We start from the raw sequence: 18,626 nt of genomic DNA, 5'->3' as shown, positions 1-18,626 counted from the left end.
CCCGGACGGGCACGTAGACTCGACGTCCACACCACCTGTCACACAGCCCGCCGCGCGTTCTCGGCACGGCGGAGGAGTCAAGTCATATGCCATTGGGACAAGCGTGCACACGGCCGGGGGGCGTCACGTGACCAGGACGTACGCGTTCCTCGGTCCCCGGGGCACATTCACCGAGGCCGCCCTGAGCCGGCTGCCGGACGCCGAAGGCGCCGAGCAGGTACCGTACGACACCGTGCCCGCCGCGCTGGACGCCCTGCGCCGCGGCGAGGCCGACGCGGCGGTCGTGGCGCTGGAGAACTCCGTCGAGGGCTCGGTGCCGACCACGCTGGACGAGCTGGCCACCGGCGAGCCGCTGCAGATCGTCGCCGAGGTGCATCTGCCGGTGTCGTTCGCGCTGCTGGTGCGGCCCGGCACCACGCTCGCCGACATCAAGACCGTCGCCTCGCACCCGCATGCGCAGCCGCAGTGCCGCCGCTGGCTGGCCGAGCACGTCCCGGACGCCGAGTGGCGGGCCGCCACGTCCAACGCCGAGGCCGCCCAGCGGGTCGCCGACGGCCACTACGACGCCGCGCTGGCCGGGGCGTTCGCCGCCGACCGCTACCGGCTGTCGGTCCTGGCCGAGGACATCCACGACGTGGCCGACGCGGTGACCCGCTTCATCGAGCTGCGCCGCCCCTGCGTCCCGCCGCCGCGCACCGGCATGGACCGCACCACCGTGGTCGCCTTCATCGGCGAGGACCACCCCGGTGCCCTGCTGGAGATCCTCAACGAGTTCGCCATGCGCGGCATCAACCTGACGCTGATCCAGTCCCGGCCGACCGGCGCGGGTCTGGGTTCGTACCTGTTCTGGATGGACTTCGAGGGGCACGTGGAGGACGCCCGCGTCGGCGAGGCGCTGATGGGCCTGCGCCGCATCTGCGCCGACGTGCGGTTCCTCGGCTCCTACCCCCGGGCCGACCAGGTCCGTCCGGAGATCCGCCGCGGCACCCACGACGCCGACTTCACCGAGGCCGCCGCCTGGCTGCGCTCCATCCGCAGCGGCCGCGCCTGACCCCGGTTCAGCGCAGGAACACGCCGTACTCGGCGAGCCGCGAGGTGAGGGTCGGGGGCAGCCCCGCCAGCGCGGCCGCCTCCTCGGCGGAGACGAAGCCGCCGCACCGCTCGCGCACCTGGACGAGCTGCTGCGCCTGCTCAGGCGTGATGCCCAGGACGGCGACCAGGACGGGGGCGGGTGCGTGGTTGACGTCCACCAGCCCGCCGTCGTCGAAGGCGCGGGGCAGGTCGGGCCGGCCGATGCGCATCTCGATGGCCATCGCCGGGTCGCGGTTGACGATCTCCATCGCCCGCCGGCGCAGCTCGCGGCGGTGCTGGACCTCCAACTGGGCCCGCTGGAACGCGGCCGACCTGTGGTCCGGCGCCTGGAAGAAGACGCGGGCGCGGATGGCGAAGGCGTGGACCGAGGCGCCCACCGTCGCGATCGCGGCCGCGATGCTGAAGGCGGCGTCCTCCGCACCGGTGTCGGGCGACTCGGCGGTGATGAACATGACCGTCCAGGCGGCGAGGTAGATGCCGGTCGCCAGCCACAGCAGCAGGGATCTCAGCCGGGCCGCCGCGAAGCCGAAGATGAAGGGGGTCGCGATCCCCGCGGTGAACAGTGGGCTCAGCGCCCACACGATGCTCAACCCCCGCCGCTGCGGTGTCGCCTGCGCCATTGATTCTCTCCCCGTTGTCACTTTTTCGACGCTTGGCGACATAAGTTGGTTGCTGGGGTGGACGTCCGCTATTGGACGCCATGGCGGGTAAACCACCGGCCCGCGGAGGACGCCGCCGTCGTTACTCGCGCGCGCAGGGGTGCACCGCACCGGTAGCCTCAGGTGTGTGATTGACCTGCGAGCTCTTCGAGAGGATCCCGAGCGGTTGCGCGCCTCGCAGCGCGCCCGCGGGGAGGACGAGACCGTCGTCGACACGCTGCTCGACCTGGACGAGCGGCGGCGCAGTTCGCAGTCGGCGTTCGAGCGGCTGCGCGCCGAGCAGAAGAGTTTCGGCAAGTCGGTGTCCAAGGCGCAGGGCGACGAGCGGCAGCGGCTGCTGGCCCGCGCCAAAGAGCTGGCGCAGCAGGTCAAGGAGGCCGAGGCCGAGGCCGACCGGCTCGGCGCCGAGCTGGACGCGCTGCTGAAGACCGTTCCGAACATCATCGAGGAGGGCGCCCCGCCCGGCGGCGAGGAGGACTTCGTCGTCCTGGAGCACGTCGGCGAGCCTCCGGAGTTCGACTTCGCGCCCAAGGACCACCTCGAGCTGGGCGAGAGCCTGGGCGCGATCGACATGGAGCGCGGCGCCAAGGTGTCCGGCGCGCGGTTCTACTTCCTGACCGGCGTCGGCGCCCGGCTGCAGCTGGCGCTGCTCAACCTGGCCATGGAACAGGCGATCGCCGCCGGGTTCGTCCCGATGTACCCGCCGGTCTTGGTCAAGCCGGAGGCCATGGAGGGCACCGGGTTCCTCGGCGCGCACGCCGCCGAGGTCTACCAGCTGCCGCAGGACGACCTGTACCTGGTGGGCACGTCCGAGGTGCCGCTTGCCGCATACCACATGAACGAGATCATCGACGGGCTGCCCCGGCGGTACGCGGGCTGGTCGTCCTGCTTCCGCCGGGAGGCCGGCTCCTACGGCAAGGACACCCGGGGCATCATCCGGGTGCACCAGTTCGACAAGGTCGAGATGTTCTCCTACTGCCGTCCGGAGGACGCCCACGCCGAGCATCTGCGGCTGCTGGAGTGGGAGAAGGAGATGCTCGCCAAGGTCGAGCTGCCGTACCGGGTGATCGACGTGGCGGCCGGCGACCTGGGCGCCAGCGCGGCCCGCAAGTACGACTGCGAGGCGTGGGTGCCGTCGCAGCAGACCTACCGCGAGGTGACGTCGACGTCCAACTGCACCGACTTCCAGGCGCGGCGCCTGGCGGTGCGCTACCGGGACGAGGACGGCCGCAACCAGCCCGTCGCGACGCTGAACGGCACGCTGGCCACCACCCGGTGGATCGCGGCGATCCTGGAGAACCACCAGCAGGCCGACGGGTCGGTGCGCGTGCCCGAGGCGCTGCGCAAGTACCTCGGCCTGGAGGTGCTGGAGCCCGTCAAGCGCTGAGCGCCGACTGGACGCCCGTACGCGGCGGGGCGCCTCCGTCGTTCCCCCGAGGCGCCCCGCCGCGCGCCGTTCAAGCGCCCTGTGGCCGAGCGGCGGCCTCCCCGCCGATCTGGGCGGCTTCCCGGAGTCGGCCGCGCCCTGTTTCGGCCCGCGTGTCCGGCCCGCGGGGGTGATCCGCACGGCGGACGGCCGGGCCGCGGGCCTCACGCAGGGCACTGTCTGACATATCGCCTATGGTGTGTCCCAGCCGTGCCCGCCGTCGTCATACCGACCCCTCGATGCGCGACGACCCCGGGACGCGGCACGACGGGAAGGTGACATGTCTCCAACCATGCCGCGCCTGGTCGCCACTGACCTCGACGGGACGATCGTGCGTTCCGACGGGACCCTCTCGCCCCGCACCGTCGACGCCCTGGCCCGTGTGGAGCGCGCGGGCGCGCTGCTGGTCATGGTCACCGGGCGGCCGCCGCGCTGGATGCACCCGGTCGCCGAGGCCGTCGGGCACCGGGGCGTGGCCATCTGCGCCAACGGGGCGGTGGTGTACGACCTGCACACCGAGACCGTGCTCCGCACCCGGCTGATCGCCCCCGAGGTGCTCGCCGAGACGGTGCGGCGGCTGCGCGCGGCGATCCCCGAGCTGCGGTTCGCCGTGGAGTACCCGCACGGGTTCGTGTTCGAGGCCAGCTACAACCTGGGCAGCTGGGACGCCGAGGCGCTGGGCGGGCGGGCGGTGGACGGCGAGGCGCTGGTCAGCCGCGGCGGCACCAAGCTGCTGGCGTTCCACCCCGACGCCGACCCCGACTCGCTGTCGGTCAAGGCCCGCGAGGCCGTGGGCGACCTGGTCACCGTCACCCACTCCTCGGGGAGCGGCCTGCTGGAGATGAGCGCGCACGGCGTCACCAAGGCCAGCGCCCTCGCCGAGCTGTGCGCCGAGTACGGCATCCCGTCCGCCGACGTGGTGGCGTTCGGCGACATGCCGAACGACCTGCCGATGCTGACCTGGGCGGGCACCTCGTACGGTGTGGCCAACGCGCATCCCGTGGTGCTGGCGGCGGTCACCCACACCACGGCGGGCAACGACGACGACGGTGTCGCCCAGGTCCTCGAAAGGCTCTTCCCCGGCGTTCCGGAGGACGGGGCCCGCTGATCGCAGCGCGATGACCGGCGGCGCCCGGCCTACAGGTAGGGGCCGGACTGGCGGCGGCGCTGCTCCTCGTCGCCCTGCTGGGCCTGCGGCATCATCCCCGACGGCAGGGCGCGGCGCATCTGCTCCAGCTGGGCGCGCGCCGCCATCTGCTGGGCGAACAGCGTGGTCTGGATGCCGTGGAACAGCCCCTCCAGCCAGCCCACCAGCTGGGCCTGGGCGATGCGCAGCTCGGACTCGCTCGGCACCGCGTCCTCGGTGAACGGCAGCGACAGCCGCTCCAGCTCCCCGATCAGCTCGGGCGCCAGGCCGTCCTCCAGCTCCTTGATGGACGACCGGTGGATCTCGCGGAGGCGGGCCCGGCTGGCCTCGTCCAGCGGCGCCGCCTTCACCTCCTCCAGCAGCTGCCGGATCATGCTGCCGATCCGCATCACCTTGGCGGGCTGCTCCACCATGTCGGTGACCGACTTCTCGTCACCGCCCTCGGACTTGCCGCCCTCCACCGCGATGCCGTTCGGGCCGACCACCAGAACCTGCGGCTCCTGCTCGGCCCGGCCTCCGGACGGGTTCTGCGCAGACTCGTTCATGCTGTCTCCAGGGGTTTCAGACGGTCAGGACAATCTTGCCGACGTGCACGCTGTCCTCCAGCAGCCGGTGGGCCCGCGCCGCGTCCGCCATGGGGACCGTGCGGTCCACCACCGGCCGCACCGCCCCCGACTCCAGCAGGGGCCACACGTGCTCGCGCACCGCCGCGACGATCTCTGCCTTCTCCTCGGCGGATCGCGCCCGCAGCGACGTCGCGTGCACCAGCGCCCGCTTGCGCAGCAGCTCGTTGAGGTCCAGCTCGGCGCGGCGGCCGCCCTGCAGCCCGATGACCATCAACCGGCCGCCGACGGCCAGCGCCGACACGTTGCGCGCCAGATACGCCGCGCCCATGTTGTCGAGGATGACGTCGAACGGGCCGTACTCGGTGAAGTCGTCCTCGCGGTAGTTGATCGCCTCGTCGGCGCCGAGCTCACGGCAGCGTTCGGCCTTCTGCGCGCTGCCCACCGTGCACAGCACCCGCGCCCCGTGCGCCCGCGCGAGCTGGATCGCCATGGTGCCGATGCCGCTGCCGCCGCCGTGCACCAGGAACGTCTCGCCCGCGCGCAGCCCCGCCAGCATGAAGACGTTCGACCACACCGTGCACGCGACCTCGGGCAGGCCCGCCGCCTCGACCAGGTCGACGCCGCGCGGCACCGGCAGCACGTGCCCCGCGGGGACCGCCACCCGTTCGGCGTATCCCCCGCCGCCGAGCAGGGCGCACACCTCGTCGCCGACCCGCAGGCCCGTCACGCCCTCGCCGAGCGCGGCCACGCGGCCGGAGACCTCCAGGCCCGGATACGGGGGAGCGCCCGGCGGCGGCGGGTAGAAGCCGCGGCGCTGCATCACGTCCGCCCGGTTCACCGCGCCGGCCGCCACGTCGATGAGCACCTCGCCGGGCCCGGCTTCCGGATCGGGGACCCGCGTCCATTCCAGGACGTCGGCGTCCCCCGGTTCACGGATGACGATGGCATGCATACGGATCACGCTACCGGCCCTTCGGCACGCCCATCCCCCGATATCCGGACGGCCCGTCGGGCGGCAGGAGTGGATCTTCAACGGAGGCGCATGGTAAAGGCGCACGGGTATCCTGCCGTGGGGTCATGCCAACCAGCTCCAAAGGATCGTTCGAGGCGGGGTCGAGGGGAGAACCGGTGGCGAGGAACGAGCACGACGGACGGTCGCTGGAGGAGCGCCTGGCATCTCTGGACGCGATGAGCAGCCAGGGCGCCGAGACGTCCCCGCCCGGTGACCCGGGTGGAGACGAGCCGGTCAAGCCCGCCACCGAGTCGCCGCCCGCGGCGGCCGCGGCCTCCGACGACGCCGCGTCCCCGGACCGGGGGGCGGCGGACGCGGAAGGCGCCCCCGCGGACGAGGGCACGGCCCCGGAGGCCGAGGCGGCGCAGCGTCCGGCCCCGGACGCGTCCGGAAACGAGCCCGCGGCGAGCCCGCCGCAGGTCGAGACGCCCGCCGAGCCGTGGCTGTCGGCTCCTCCGCCCTTCCAGGGCGCCCCGCCGGCCGCACCGCAGTCTCCGGCCGACGCGCAGCAGCCGCCGAGCTTCCCCCCGTACGGCGACATCCCCATGCCCCAGTACGGGCCGCCCCAGCCGTTCGACGCAGGCCAGCAGCCGCCTCCGCCGCCGCCCCAGCCGTACGACGGCAGCCCGATGCCGCAGCCGTTCGACGGCGGCATGCTGCCCCCGCCGTACACGGGCATCTCCGGTTACGCACCGCCGTACGACGCGGGCCAGATGCCTCCGCCTCCGCTGCCGGGGCACCTGGGGCCGACGCCGCCTCCACCGGGGGAGCACCCCGCCCCGCAGCCCCCGCCCGCCTCCGAGAACGGGCAGCCTGCGCAGCCGGCTCCCCCTCCCTTCCAACCGGGGCCGCCCGCCCAGGAGCCGCCGCCGACCGTGTACGAACTGTCGCCGTTCCCCTACGAGCAGGCAGCACCCCCGTACCAGCAGGTGCCGCCGCCGTACCAGCAGGCTCCGCCCGCCGGGGAGCTGGCGCCCTCGGCCGGTGAGCAGACGACGCCCGCTGGAGACCAGACGCCGTCTGCCGAGCAGGCGCCCCCCGCCGAACAAGCGCCGCCCACCGAGCAGGCACCGCCCGCCGGGGAACAGGCGCCGTCCGGTGAGCAGACACCGGCCGGGGAGCAGACGACGCCGCCTCCGGAGCAGCTGCCGCCGTACCCCGGCGACCAGTCCGGCGGCCCCGCCCCGCAGCAGGGCGCCCCCCAGGGCCCGCCCCCCGGGGCCGAGGAAGCGCCTGCCCAGCAGGGCCAGCCCGGCCAGCCGGACCAGCCCATGCCGCCCGGCCAGCCGGGCGTGCAGGTGCCGTACGAGGTCCAGCCGGGGCAGCCGCCGGTCCAGCCGCCGTACGGAGGCCAGCCGTGGCAGCCGGGGCAGCCCTACGGCGCGCCGCAGCCGCCCGCCCCCATGCCGCAGTACGACCCCAACAGCAACCCGGTTCCCGGCTTCGACGGCCCGCCCCCCGGCTATCCCCCGGCGCCCGCGCCTCCGGCGGTGCCCGCGCAGCCCCCGGCGCAGCCGGCCCCGCAGGCCCCCCAGGCCCCGCAGGCCCCGCAGGGGCCGCCGCCGCAGAGCGCCGAGGCCCTGAGCTCGGAGAACCTGCTCGGCCAGCGGCGCATCGCCCCCTCCGGCGGGTGGCGGCGCGCCGTCTACAAGGCCACCGGCGGCAGCATCCACCCCAGCGAGTCGCAGGCCGAACTGCGCCGCAAGGACCTCATCGCCCGCGCCCGCACCCCGGTGCAGTCCGGCCACCACCGGGTCGCGGTCATGTCGCTGAAGGGCGGCGTGGGCAAGACCACCACGACCGTCGGGCTCGGCTCCATGCTGGCGTCGCTGCGCGGCGACCGGGTGATCGCGGTGGACGCCAACCCCGACCGCGGCACGCTGTCGGACAAGCTGCGGCTGGAGACCGCCGCCACCGTCCGCGACCTGCTGAACAACCGCGACAAGATCTACCGCTACGCCGACGTGCGCGGCTTCACCTCGCAGAACGCGGCCCGGCTGGAGGTGCTGGCCTCCGACCGCGACCCGGCCATCAGCGAGGCGTTCAGCGCCGAGGACTACGCGGCGGTCGCCGTGGTGCTGGAGCGGTTCTACTCGATCTGCATCACCGACTGCGGCACCGGCCTGCTGCACTCGGCCATGTCCGGGGTGCTCAGCCTGGCCGACCAGCTCGTGCTGGTCAGCTCCCCGTCGGTGGACGGCGCCCGCTCCGCCAGCGCCACCCTCGACTGGCTGGAGGCCCACAACCACGGCCACCTGGTCCGCGAGGGCGTGGTGGTGCTGTCGATGGTCCGCAACCGCACCCGCAGCCAGGTGGACCTGGACAAGCTGCAGGCCCACTTCGAGAGCCGCTGCCGCGGGGTCGTCCGCATCCCCTACGACGACCACCTGGAGGAGGGCGCCGAGGTCGAGCTGGAGCAGCTGGCCTCGTCCACCCGCGAGGCGTACCTGAAGCTGGCCGCCATGGTCGGCGACGGCTTCGCCGTCAAGCGTGCGCAGTCCTGACCGCCCGGCGCCGGCGCACCGGCCGTCGGCGCCGGCCCGGGCGCGTCGGCCGAAGGGAGGCCGGGGCCGGCTCAGCGGCGCAGGTCGACCAGCGTCTTGACGGCCTCCCGCCGGTCCATGGCGGCGTATCCCTCGGGCAGCTCGTCGAGCCCGACGACGCGGTCGAAGACCGGCGAGGGATCGACTCCGCCGGACAGCACGTCCGGCAGGAGTTCGGGGATGTACGTCCGTGCGGGGGTGATCCCTCCGGCGAGCGTGACGTTGCGGCGGAAGAACGTGCGGACGTCGACGCCCTCTCCGTCCTGGGGCACGCCGACGTAGCCGACCGCGCCGCCGGGACGGGCGGCCTCCAGGGCCGTCCGCAGAGCCGTACCGGTGCCCACGCATTCCAAAACGGCGTGGTATCCGCGCCCTTCGGACAGCTCCAGCAGCCGGCGGGCCGCGGCGTCGCCGCGAGCCTTCAGCACCTCCGTGGCGCCGAACCGGCGGGCCAGTTCGAGGCGGTCCTCGTGGGCGCCCACCACGGTGATCCGCTCAGCGCCGAGGCGGGCGGCGGCCAGCACCGCGCACAGCCCGACGGCTCCGTCTCCGATGACCGCGACGGCCGCCCCCGGGCCGACCCGGGCGGCACGGGCGGCATGGTGGCCGGTGCACAGCACGTCCGCGAGCGCCAGCACCGGCACCAGACGAGGATCGCCGGGCCCGACCGGTACGGGGACGAGCGTGCCGTCCGCCAGGGGGACGCGCACCGCCTCCCCCTGGCCGCCGTCGAGCGCGCCTCCCCACGATCCGCCGTTGGAACAGGACGTGGGCAGACCGGCCCGGCAGAACTCGCAGGTGCCGTCGGACCACCTGAACGGAGCCAGCACCACCTGCCCGGGCCGGACCGCGGTCACCTCGGCCCCGACCTCCTCCACGACCCCGACGAACTCGTGCCCCATCCGGAAACCGCGCTCGCTGGGCGCCATCTTCCGGTACATCCACAGATCGCTGCCGCAGACGCCGGCCAGCAGGACCCGGACCAGGGCGTCGGTCGGTGCCGTGATACGCGCGTCGGGAACGTCGGCCACGCGCACGTCACCCGCTCCGTACATGATCGCCGCTCGCATGGCGACGATGTTCTCAGGCGGGCGACGGCGCGTGCCTCATCCCCTGGGCTTGATGACGCGGGTGCCGACGTAGGGTTCGAGGGCCTCCGGCAGTTCCACCGACCCGTCCGGCCGCTGCCCGTGCTCGATGATCGCCGCCCACAGCCGCGGCGTCGCGATGGCCGAGCCGTTGAGCGTGTAGACCGGGGCCGTCTTGCCGCTCTCGGTGCGGTACCGGATGTTGCCGCGACGCGCCTGGTAGTCGGTGAAGTTGCCGACCGAGGAGACCTCCAGCCAGCGCTCGACGCCGGGGGCGTACACCTCCAGGTCGAAGATCCGGGCCGAGGAGAAGGTCAGGTCGCCGGTGCACAGGTCGACGACCCGGTAGGGCAGGCCCAGCGTCCGCAGCGCCCGCTCGCAGTCGGCGAGCAGCGCCTCGAACTCCTGCTGGACGGTGTCCGGGGTGCAGATCCGCACAAGCTCCACCTTGTGGAACTCGTGGACCCGCTGGAATCCGCGGGTGTCCTTGCCGGCCGATCCGGCCTCGCGGCGGAAGCAGGCGGTGTGGGTCATGTACCGCCGGGGCAGCTCGTCGGGGGTGAGGATCTCGTTCTGGTGCAGCCCGGTCAGCGGCACCTCGCCGGTGGGGATGAGCCACAGGTCGTCGGGCTGGATGCTGTAGGCGTCCTCGGCGAACTTCGGCAGGTGCCCGGTGCCCACCATGAGGGGGCCGCGGACCAGGTGGGGGACCAGCACCTCGGTGTAGGTCTCCCGGTGGAGATCGAGGCCGAACTGCACCAGGCCGCGCAGCAGCCGCGCGCCGTCCCCGTAGAGCAGGGCGAAGCCCGACCCGCTCAGCTTGGCCGCCCGCTCGGCGTCGAAGATGCCGAGGTCGGCGGCGACCTCCCAGTGCGGGCGGTACTCGCCGGCCTTGAACTCCTCGGCCGGCGGACCCTCGTAGCGCACGACCACGTTGTCGGCCTCGTCGTGGCCGACCGGGGCCGCCGGGTCGGGGATGTTGGGCAGGCGGAGCATCAGGTCGCGGAACCGCTCGTCCGCCTTGCGGTAGGCGTTCTCCTGGTCGGTGATCTTGGCCTTGAGGTCGGTGAGCCGGCGGCGCTCCTCCTCGGCCGCCGGGTCGCCGCTGGCCTTCAGCCGCCCCACCTGCTTGGCGCGGCGGTTCATCTCCGCGCGGTTGCGCTCCAGCTCACTCAGCAGCGATCGACGCTCGACGAGGGCCTCGCGGGCCTCCTGCACCGACTCCGCCGGAACGCCCTTCCCGGCGAGCGCCGCGGCCACGGCATCGGTGTCTTCAAGCAATAGATTCGGGTCGATCATCTGCCCCTCCCAGGCTGTTGAGCGTGACGACTCTACTGAGAGTCGTCGGCCGCGGCCATCGACTTCGCGCTGTACCGCGCGGCGGTGGCCTTCGCTCCGGCATCCGACACGGCGGCGGGCCGGACGCGCGAGGCCGGCCCGCCGCGGCGGAAGCGTCACCGCGAGTGCCCGGCGCCCGTTGGACGGCGGCACGACGCAGGATCATTCCGCCACGTCAAGCCTACGGCGTGTGCGAGGGTGGACGCTCTGACCTGCCGCCCGGCGCTCCGACGCGCCGCGGCGCCGAAGAGCCGCCGCAGGCGCCCGGCTCACCGACGCCCTCGGCCGGGCCGGCGGACGCCTGGAACCGATCGAACGGCTCGCCCCGGCGATCACGCGGCTGGAAAGGCCATGGAGAAGAGGCCGGGGACGAGTCGAAGGACCACGGCCGCCGGCCGCGGGAGGTCACGCGGCCTGCCCGGCCGGAAGGAAGCATCGGAAATGGAAGCGCCTCCAAGCCGCGTCCTACGGCCCATGGCGGATCCGCAGCACTGCGGCGGCCAGGGTGCCGCCGGTCCGGTGACGACGCTGCGCCTCGCTCCGGACCGGTTGATACGGCGTTCGACCGTGAACGGCTGGGTGCACGCCGTCGTGCGGCCCCCGGGCGGCGGCTGTTCGAGGCGCTGACCGCGCTGAACGGCACCGGACCGGCCATCTGCCCCCTGCCACCCGACCTGCCCGCCCAACGCTGCGCACGCTGCTGGACGCCCTGGCCCCGCACGCCGTGCACACCGCCGACGGGCCGCACGAACGCCCCGGGGGGCGGCGGCCGCCGACACGGTCGGTGCGGCGCTGGGAAGGCAGCCGCCTCGGAAACGGGCGGGCGGCCGCCGCCTCGGTCTGCGGCCGGGCCGCCCGGCCCACCGATCGACGCAACCGCCGATGACCGGGATCGACAGGACATGGCTCAGGTCGTGTCGGGTCATCCTCTGCATGCTGCTGCTGATCTCGTGTGCGGGTGGGGCGGCGGCCGGGTGGTCCGCCGCCGACCGCGGGTCGCGGCTTCGGTGCCGTCATGGGCGAACGCGCCGATCACAGACCGGACGGGCCGGCCCGTCTCGATGCGGCCGCCCTGTCGACGGCACAACGTGGTCGAACGCCGCAGCAACCGCCCAGGTGCAACGGCCTGAGGGACCCTGAGGAAGAGGTGTACGTGCCGGTGGTCTGATCAGGTGGGAGGGGACGGACGGCGTCCCCGGCGTCATGCGAAACCCGGGCGGCCGCGGCCTGCCGGAACCGATGTGGCGCGGCGCCGGGACACCGCCGGCTCCGGAATGCGGTAATAACACCCTGACCTGCGGCGACTGGGGGGTTTACCGGTGACCGCCGACACCCTGCCTCCCCGTAGTGCATAGCGACGCAGGCTCTTGAGAGCCCCGTGTTTCTTATCACCGCGACCGACGGCTATGCAAGAGCCTCTCAGTGAACAAATCCATTCCGGCGTCCCCCCTGGAACTTTCCAAGAGTTCGATCTACGGTGAGTTGACCTTGATCGTCCCAGTCGTCCGTTATGGAGGGCAGCAGTGATCACAACCACCCCCACCCGGAGCACCGCGGACTCGACCAAGGTGCGCCCGACCTCGCTGTCGGCCGCGCTCCGTGAGACGACGGCCAAGCGGGAAGCGGACCTGATCCGTTTCCGCACCTGCTGCGCCGACCCGCGCGCCAGCAAGTAGTTCACCGGAAACAGCAAGTAATCCAGCGGAAACATCGAGCCGGGCGCCCGACCTCGAGTTCGGGTGCCCGGTACCGAAGTGCGCGCCGGGCCGGCGTGAAACTTACCTGCCCATAAGCCTTCTCTTACTTCTCGGAGACACGTGCCTACTCTGTCGCTGCTTGACCGCCGAGGCGGAATGCACTCTCTGATCACCCAGCCCGGCGACACCGTCGCTGCCGCGTTGCTGCGAAACGCGATTCCGCCCACCTCCACCGTCACGTACCGGGGAGACGACGAGATCGTCCCCGACAATCACGTACTGGACCCGAACAGCACCTACGTGGCCAGGCTGATCGAGGGGTACGACATCGTCGGCATCCGGCGGCTGTACCAGACGCAGGACAGCAGCGCCGCCTACGTGCACCGGCGACTGGGGGTCGCCCCCACGGGCGCGCTGCGCATGGAGTCCACCCCGCTCGACCTGGAGGGCGCGGAGGCACACGTCGAGGGCGTGGTGCGCGACACCATCGCCGAGTTCGGTCTGCTGGAGAGCGGCGACCAGGTCGTCCTCGGCCTGTCGGGCGGTGTGGACAGCGGGTCTCTGCTCATGCTGCTGGCCGCCTACCGTGACAGCGGAGCCGTACCGGACCTGAACATCCACGCGGCCACCTTCCAGGACTTCGACAGCAAGTGGTCGGAGACCTTCGACTTCGCCCGCGGGCTCGCCCAGCGGCACGGTGTCGACCACCATGTCATCGAGGCCGGATACGCCGAGAAGGTCTTCCATCTCAACCGGCCGATGGCGCAGATCCTCATGCATCTCATGGAGACCGAGGACGCGCACCTGGCGATGTACGCCGACCACCACTCCACGCGGCGGGTCCTGGAGGCCTACGGCGACGAGATCGGCGTGCAGAAGATCGCCCTCGGTCTGCACACGACCGACCTGCTCGCCGGCATGCTCAACTCCTTCACCACCGGATTCGACGTCGGTCCGATTCCCCGGCGCCAGGTGGGGCCCTACACCTACATCCTGCCGCTCGCGTTCACGCCGAAGCGCGAACTGCACCTGTACTACTCGCGGCGCACCGGGCACCGGCCCAAGCAGACCACGCCCAACCAGTGGGAGTTCAATCCCACCGACCGGAACTTCTATTACTACCTGGCCGACCAGATCCAGTGGTACTGGCCGGGAATCGAGCACTGGATGTTCACGGCGCACGCGCGCAACGCGGTGGACATGTCGGCGCGCTACCGCGAATGCGAGAACTGCGGTGGCTCGGTCGTCCAGCAGCCCGCCGTCGCAGTGGAATGGTCCGGGCTGTGCGATGTCTGCCAATTGCTGGACAAGCACGGCTGGATCGATCACTCCTAACGGACCCGGACCCGGGAGCACCACTCATGACGAGTACAGACGGCAAGCGAGTACCGCACCGCCGACTGCCGCTGATCGACAAGCGCGACCTGGAGCCGCTGCGCCCGGACGGCATCGTCGACGGCCGCCAGGTCTTCCAGATCAACGACCACGAGGCGCTTTTCTCCAACGAGGAGATGCTCTCGCCCCTGCAGCCCTACGCCGGCGCCTGGCTGCCCAAGATCGCAGGGCGCACCGCCTATCCCATACCGGACCGGGTGGGCGAGTACGGCACCTATTCCGAGTTCGTCAAGGCGCCCAAGTACATGGCGCAGTGGGTGCACTGGAAACAGCGTGCGGAACTGGTGCTCGAAGGCCGCTACCACGAGATCCCGGCGGCGCACTTCGAGGGCATCTTCACGCTGGTGTGCAACTTCAAGTGCCCGCACTGCACCCGGCGGGTCACCCGCACCCGATGGGTCGAGGGCGGCACCTGGGAGCACAACACCGAGGTCGAGAAGAAGAACACGATGCACCCGGAGGGGCTGCGCCGGGTGATCGACCAGCTCGCCGAGCACCGCACCGACGGCCAGATGGGCATCGTGTGGGGCGGCGGCGACCCGACGGCCAACCCGTTCACCTACGACGGCATGCTCTACGCCCGGAGCAAGGGCATCACCGCGAGCTTCCTGACCAACGGCACGTTCCTCGAAGTCGACCGGTGCCTGGACGCCGACCCGATCCTCATCCGGATCAGCCTCAACTGCGGCACCAAGGAGGCGTACAGCAAGTTCCACGGCTACCCGCGGGACTGGGACTACTTCGAGCGGGTCAAGAAGAACATGCGCCTGCTCGCCAGGCGGAAACTGGAGCGGGGCGCGCGCACCCTCGTCGGCATCTCCCTCATCACCGACGAGCGCAACATGGAGGACACCGTCGCCGCCGCCAAGGAGATCCGCGCGGTGGTGGACGAGTCGGGTCCCGGCATCGACTACGTCATCGCCCGGCCGGTGATGAACTACTCGCACTTCGACAAGGACTGGGCGCAGGTGCGCGAGGACACCAAGAAGCGCGCCCTCGACCTGGTCAGCGAGGGCGGCGAGGTCTGGCGGATCCTCAACGACCTGGGCATCCCGCTGATCCTGATCAAGGACTCCTACAGCGAGGCGCCGGACGAGACCGAGTACGACGACACCCGGTGCCTGGCCTACGGGATGTACGGCGAGATCCGGCACAACGGCGACGTCCAGCTCTGCTCGGACTCCTACGGCAACCCCGAGTACACCATCGGCAACCTGTTCGAGAACACCCTCGAGGAGATCTGGACCGGGGAGCGCCGCCGCAAGGTCCTGGACGCCATCAACGCCAAGGAGTGCTACAAGACCTTCTGCCCGCACAACTCCCGGGGGCACCACCACAACCGCGTCTTCCACCAGATCGAGCGCCTGCGCAAGCAGGGGGAGATCGAGCGGGTGCGCAAGTGGATGGAGGACCTGCGCGAGGTCACCTACCCGCTCGGCCACTCGTTCTTCGTCTGATGAAGGTACGGACCGGATGGCCGCTGCCCCACCGGGTGGCGGCCTACGGGGACGAGGAGCAGTTCCGGCGGGCCCGCAAGGAGGCCGGCCAGTGGGTCTTCTGGGAAGACCGCGTGGAGCTGGTCCTGGCGGGGCGGTACGACGAGGTCAAGCCGCTGCACGTCGAACTGTCCCCGACCTACCTGTGCAATTTCTCCTGCCCCTGGTGCAGCTGCCGCAGCGCCCGGGAGGACTGGTCCGACACCGACGTGTTCAACCATCCCCGCGCCACACCGCTGACCGTGATGCGGGAGAACAAGATCGATCACGTCCTGGACCATCTGGCGCCCGACCGGATCGGGATCATGTGGGTCGGCGGAGAGCCCACCATGAACCCCCTGCTGTATCCGGCGGCGCAGAAGGCCGACCGGCTGGGCCTGCCGCAGTGCCTGTTCACCAACGGCAGCCTGCTGAACCGGCGCCGCATCGGCGAGCTGTTCGACGCCAACCTGGTGTTCGTCCGGGTCAGCCTGAACGCCGTCAGCCCGGACGTCCACCAGCTGCACCACGACTACGACCCCAGGAAGAACTACGCCGAGCGGGTGCTGGACAACCTGCGCCGGCTGGCGGAGGTGCGGGCGCAGCGCCGCTCGCCCACGCTCTTCGGCGTGTCCGTCGTGGTCGACGAGCGCAACCTGCCGGATCTCGAGGCCACCGCCGAGCACCTGTGCCGGCTGGTGGACGAGTACGGGGACGGCTGCATCGACTACGTCATCTTCCGGCCCGCCTTCCCCTTCTACACGGCCCAGCTCGTGATCAACGACGACACCGTGGCGAGGTTCCTGAGCGTGGTCGGCCCCGGCGCCCCGTGGCGCCGGCGCCTGGAGGACGCCGGAATCGACGTGGTCGTGCCCGACGACGGCGGCGCGGACGAGCCGGACCGGGACGACGCCGCGGCCGCGGAGAACGACGAGTTCGGCTGCCTGGCCGCGGGCTGGTTCGGGGAGATCACCCCGAACGGGGACATGGTCGTCTGCTCCGACCGCTACGGCAATCCCGACTACTTCATCGGCAACGTCGCCGCGCGCAGTATCGGCGACATCTGGGACGGTCCGGAGCGGCGGGCCGTCCTCGACATGGTCCGGACCACCAACTGCTTCGCCCGGCAGTGTCCCAGCAACGGCCGGGGGTACTTCTTCAACCGGCTCTTCCGCGAGATCGAGCACTTCCGCAGGGAGGACCGCCTCCATGAGGTACGCGCGTGGATCGAGGACCTGCGCACGGTCCTCCCGCGTCCGACGCACAGCTTCTTCCTCTAGTGCGACAGACACCGCCCGGCGCGCGTCCGGGTGCATTCGACAGGGGTGACGATGACCGATGCCGTTCTCCGGCTGACCGAGCGCCATATCGACGACGAGGGAACAGCCAAATACCTCTGGACGCTCCACGACGGACGGCGTGTCGAGACCGTCTTCTTCTCCCACCACGCGGGGCCGGGCCAGTGTCTTTCGACCCAGACCGGCTGCGCCATCGGCTGCACGTTCTGCGCCACGGCGCTCCAGCGTCCGGCGCGCAACCTGTCCGCCGACGAGATCTACGCCCAGGCCGTCCGGGTCGACGAGGACTGCCGCGAACGCGGCCTGACGGTTCCGTGGCGCTTCGTCACCCTGTCCGGCATGGGCGAGCCGCTGCTCAACTACGACAACATGGTGGAGGCCGCGCGCCGGCTGTACGAGTGGACCGACATCGAGGTGGTCTCGCTGACGACCTCGGGCGTGGTGCCGCGCATCTACCAGCTCGCCGACGAGCCGACCTATCTCCAGCTGCACGTCTCGCTGCACGCCACCAGCGACGAGGTCAGGCGGCAGCTCATCCCGACGACGCGCAAGTGGGGCATCGAGGAGATCCTGACGGCGGCACGGCACTTCGCGCGGACGCGGGACCGCCGCGTCATCGTCAACTACCTGATGTTCGAGTCGGTCAACGACCGGATCGAGGACGCCCGGCGCCTGGTGGACATGCTGGAGCCCGAGCTGTTCGAGGTGCATCTGCTGCTGTGGAACGAGATCCCGGGCTTCCCGTTCCGCCGCATCGACGACCACCGGGTGGACGAGTTCCGGCGGCTGCTGTCCGACGCCGGGCTCATGGCCAAGCCCATGCCCAGCAAGGGCCGCGACATCCAGGCCGGTTGCGGGCAGCTGCTGGCCGAGCGAACGGCGTGATCGGCGGTGACCATGCCGCCGACCATCGACCTGGCCGACCACCTGTCCGGCTCGGCGTCGCGGCGCCGGGACGCCGCCCACCGGGCGGCGCAGTCGTGCACCGAGTTCGGGCTGTTCCTGCTGCGCGGCCACGGGCTCGATCCGGATCTGCTGCGTGACGTCCACGCCGTCGCCAGGGAGTTCTTCGACGCCCCGGAGGACTACAAGCGCCGGTTCCACCTTCCGGGGTCCTCGCGCGGCTACACGCCGCTCGGCACCGAGAGCCTGGCGTCGACGGGCGGGGAGACGGCACCGGCCGATGTCAAGGAGGCGTTCGCGATCGGGACGGCGGACGTCCCGGAACGCTCCGCCGAGTACGCCGGCGCCGGCCTGCGCACCGTCGAGTGGCCCGACCGTCCGGCCCGGTTCCGCGAGACGCTGCTGGACTACTACCGCGCCGCGCACGCGCTGGCCGGGCGGGTCATGGGGCTGCTCGCCGACGCGCTGGGCGTTCCCGAGGCCGCCTTCGCCGACAAGATGGACCGCAGCGCGGACTTCCTGCGGTTGATCGGCTATCCGGAGCAGGACCGCCCTCCAGAGGCCGGGGCCATGCGGGCGGGTGCGCACACCGACTTCGGCGTGCTGGCGATGATCGCCGCCGACGACGCCCCCGGCGGACTGCAGGTCCAGACCCGGGACGGGCGGTGGCTCGACGTGCCGGCCCCGCCCGGCACGCTCGTGGTCAACATCGGCGACCTGATGGCCTACTGGACCGGCCGGCGGTGGCGGTCCGCCGTGCACCGGGTCGTCAATCCGCCGGCCGGGGCGGCGGGGGCGACGCGCCGCCAGAGCATCGTGTTCTTCCACAACCCGAATCTGGACGCCGTCATCGAGCCGCTCCGGCTCCGGGACGCGCCGGGCGAACCGCGGCCGCGGCCCGTCGTCGCCGGGGAGTGGCTGACCTACAAGAGCAGGCGGCAGCGGACGCCAGCCGCGCCGGGCCCGCAAGGGTGACGCACGGCGGTC

Annotated in this window: 15 protein-coding genes; 10 read left to right on the top strand and 5 right to left on the bottom strand. The window is 71.9% G+C overall.

Annotated features, from left to right (window positions below; genetic code table 11):
- Positions 1-127: 127 nt before the first annotated feature.
- On the top strand, positions 128-1,051 hold the full coding sequence (gene pheA, locus ABD879_RS14215) for a prephenate dehydratase (protein ID WP_345021490.1): 924 nt from the start codon (positions 128-130) through the stop codon (positions 1,049-1,051).
- Between the two features lie 7 nt (positions 1,052-1,058).
- Here pheA and ABD879_RS14210 read toward each other — a convergent pair whose 3' ends face one another.
- Positions 1,059-1,712, bottom strand: coding sequence for a type II secretion system protein GspK (locus tag ABD879_RS14210; protein WP_345021489.1), 654 nt, complete (start codon positions 1,710-1,712; stop codon positions 1,059-1,061).
- 166 nt (positions 1,713-1,878) lie between these two features.
- On the opposite strand from ABD879_RS14210, the gene serS (ABD879_RS14205) reads away from it, so the two are divergent.
- Both serS (ABD879_RS14205) and ABD879_RS14200 read left to right on the top strand, forming a co-directional pair.
- A complete protein-coding gene (gene serS / locus ABD879_RS14205; RefSeq protein ID WP_345021487.1) occupies positions 1,879-3,138 on the top strand; it encodes a serine--tRNA ligase in 1,260 nt (419 codons plus the stop codon).
- A gap of 319 nt (positions 3,139-3,457) precedes the next feature.
- Positions 3,458-4,285 (top strand): HAD family hydrolase, encoded by an 828-nt coding sequence (locus ABD879_RS14200; RefSeq protein ID WP_345021485.1) that lies wholly within the window; start codon positions 3,458-3,460, stop codon positions 4,283-4,285.
- A 29-nt stretch (positions 4,286-4,314) separates the two neighbouring features.
- On the opposite strand, the gene ABD879_RS14195 is transcribed toward ABD879_RS14200, so the two are convergent.
- Complete coding sequence (locus ABD879_RS14195; RefSeq protein WP_345021483.1) at positions 4,315-4,869, bottom strand: bacterial proteasome activator family protein; 555 nt, start codon at positions 4,867-4,869, stop codon at positions 4,315-4,317.
- A gap of 16 nt (positions 4,870-4,885) precedes the next feature.
- Positions 4,886-5,842 (bottom strand): NAD(P)H-quinone oxidoreductase, encoded by a 957-nt coding sequence (locus ABD879_RS14190; protein ID WP_345021481.1) that lies wholly within the window; start codon positions 5,840-5,842, stop codon positions 4,886-4,888.
- Between the two features lie 1,205 nt (positions 5,843-7,047).
- Here ABD879_RS14190 and ABD879_RS32965 point away from each other — a divergent pair.
- Entirely contained in the window at positions 7,048-8,406 is a 1,359-nt protein-coding gene (locus ABD879_RS32965) for a MinD/ParA family ATP-binding protein (RefSeq protein ID WP_425549634.1), read from the top strand.
- Between the two features lie 71 nt (positions 8,407-8,477).
- Here ABD879_RS32965 and ABD879_RS14180 read toward each other — a convergent pair whose 3' ends face one another.
- Both ABD879_RS14180 and serS (ABD879_RS14175) read right to left on the bottom strand, forming a co-directional pair.
- Positions 8,478-9,515, bottom strand: a complete 1,038-nt coding sequence (locus tag ABD879_RS14180) for a zinc-binding dehydrogenase (protein WP_345021477.1) — start codon at positions 9,513-9,515, stop codon at positions 8,478-8,480.
- A 36-nt stretch (positions 9,516-9,551) separates the two neighbouring features.
- A complete protein-coding gene (serS, locus tag ABD879_RS14175) occupies positions 9,552-10,832 on the bottom strand; it encodes a serine--tRNA ligase (protein WP_345021474.1) in 1,281 nt (426 codons plus the stop codon).
- A 1,562-nt stretch (positions 10,833-12,394) separates the two neighbouring features.
- Here serS (ABD879_RS14175) and ABD879_RS14170 point away from each other — a divergent pair.
- From ABD879_RS14170 to ABD879_RS14145, 6 genes are all read left to right on the top strand, one after another.
- Positions 12,395-12,547, top strand: a complete 153-nt coding sequence (locus tag ABD879_RS14170; protein WP_345021472.1) for a hypothetical protein — start codon at positions 12,395-12,397, stop codon at positions 12,545-12,547.
- A 177-nt stretch (positions 12,548-12,724) separates the two neighbouring features.
- Positions 12,725-13,903, top strand: a complete 1,179-nt coding sequence (locus ABD879_RS14165) for an asparagine synthase-related protein (RefSeq protein ID WP_345021470.1) — start codon at positions 12,725-12,727, stop codon at positions 13,901-13,903.
- Positions 13,904-13,929: 26 nt separating this feature from the next.
- A complete protein-coding gene (locus tag ABD879_RS14160; protein ID WP_345021468.1) occupies positions 13,930-15,420 on the top strand; it encodes a radical SAM protein in 1,491 nt (496 codons plus the stop codon).
- Positions 15,420-16,718, top strand: coding sequence for a radical SAM protein (locus ABD879_RS14155; protein ID WP_345021465.1), 1,299 nt, complete (start codon positions 15,420-15,422; stop codon positions 16,716-16,718). The genes ABD879_RS14160 and ABD879_RS14155 overlap by 1 nt, the downstream gene beginning before the upstream one ends.
- A 51-nt stretch (positions 16,719-16,769) precedes the next feature.
- Positions 16,770-17,621, top strand: coding sequence for a radical SAM protein (locus tag ABD879_RS14150; protein WP_345021463.1), 852 nt, complete (start codon positions 16,770-16,772; stop codon positions 17,619-17,621).
- Positions 17,622-17,633: 12 nt separating this feature from the next.
- Positions 17,634-18,614: an isopenicillin N synthase family dioxygenase gene (locus ABD879_RS14145; protein WP_345021522.1), complete on the top strand. Its 981-nt coding sequence runs from the start codon at positions 17,634-17,636 to the stop codon at positions 18,612-18,614.
- Positions 18,615-18,626: the final 12 nt, after the last annotated feature.

The sequence above is a fragment of the Actinomadura keratinilytica genome, assembly GCF_039539665.1.
In the GTDB taxonomy this organism is placed as follows: Bacteria; Actinomycetota; Actinomycetes; order Streptosporangiales; family Streptosporangiaceae; genus Spirillospora; species Spirillospora keratinilytica.
This window is presented reverse-complemented; position numbering and strand designations above follow the sequence as displayed.

Bases quoted from the DNA above. Each gene is read 5' to 3' on its own strand.
- ABD879_RS14210 (WP_345021489.1), bottom strand. From the start codon at position 1,712: ATGGCGCAGGCGACACCGCAGCGGCGGGGGTTGAGCATCGTGTGGGCG.
- ABD879_RS14200 (WP_345021485.1), top strand. From the start codon at position 3,458: ATGTCTCCAACCATGCCGCGCCTGGTCGCCACTGACCTCGACGGGACG.
- ABD879_RS14195 (WP_345021483.1), bottom strand. From the start codon at position 4,869: ATGAACGAGTCTGCGCAGAACCCGTCCGGAGGCCGGGCCGAGCAGGAG.
- ABD879_RS14190 (WP_345021481.1), bottom strand. From the start codon at position 5,842: ATGCATGCCATCGTCATCCGTGAACCGGGGGACGCCGACGTCCTGGAA.
- ABD879_RS14180 (WP_345021477.1), bottom strand. From the start codon at position 9,515: ATGCGAGCGGCGATCATGTACGGAGCGGGTGACGTGCGCGTGGCCGAC.
- serS (WP_345021474.1), bottom strand. From the start codon at position 10,832: ATGATCGACCCGAATCTATTGCTTGAAGACACCGATGCCGTGGCCGCG.
- ABD879_RS14165 (WP_345021470.1), top strand. From the start codon at position 12,725: ATGCACTCTCTGATCACCCAGCCCGGCGACACCGTCGCTGCCGCGTTG.
- ABD879_RS14160 (WP_345021468.1), top strand. From the start codon at position 13,930: ATGACGAGTACAGACGGCAAGCGAGTACCGCACCGCCGACTGCCGCTG.
- ABD879_RS14155 (WP_345021465.1), top strand. From the start codon at position 15,420: ATGAAGGTACGGACCGGATGGCCGCTGCCCCACCGGGTGGCGGCCTAC.
- ABD879_RS14150 (WP_345021463.1), top strand. From the start codon at position 16,770: ATGACCGATGCCGTTCTCCGGCTGACCGAGCGCCATATCGACGACGAG.
- ABD879_RS14145 (WP_345021522.1), top strand. From the start codon at position 17,634: ATGCCGCCGACCATCGACCTGGCCGACCACCTGTCCGGCTCGGCGTCG.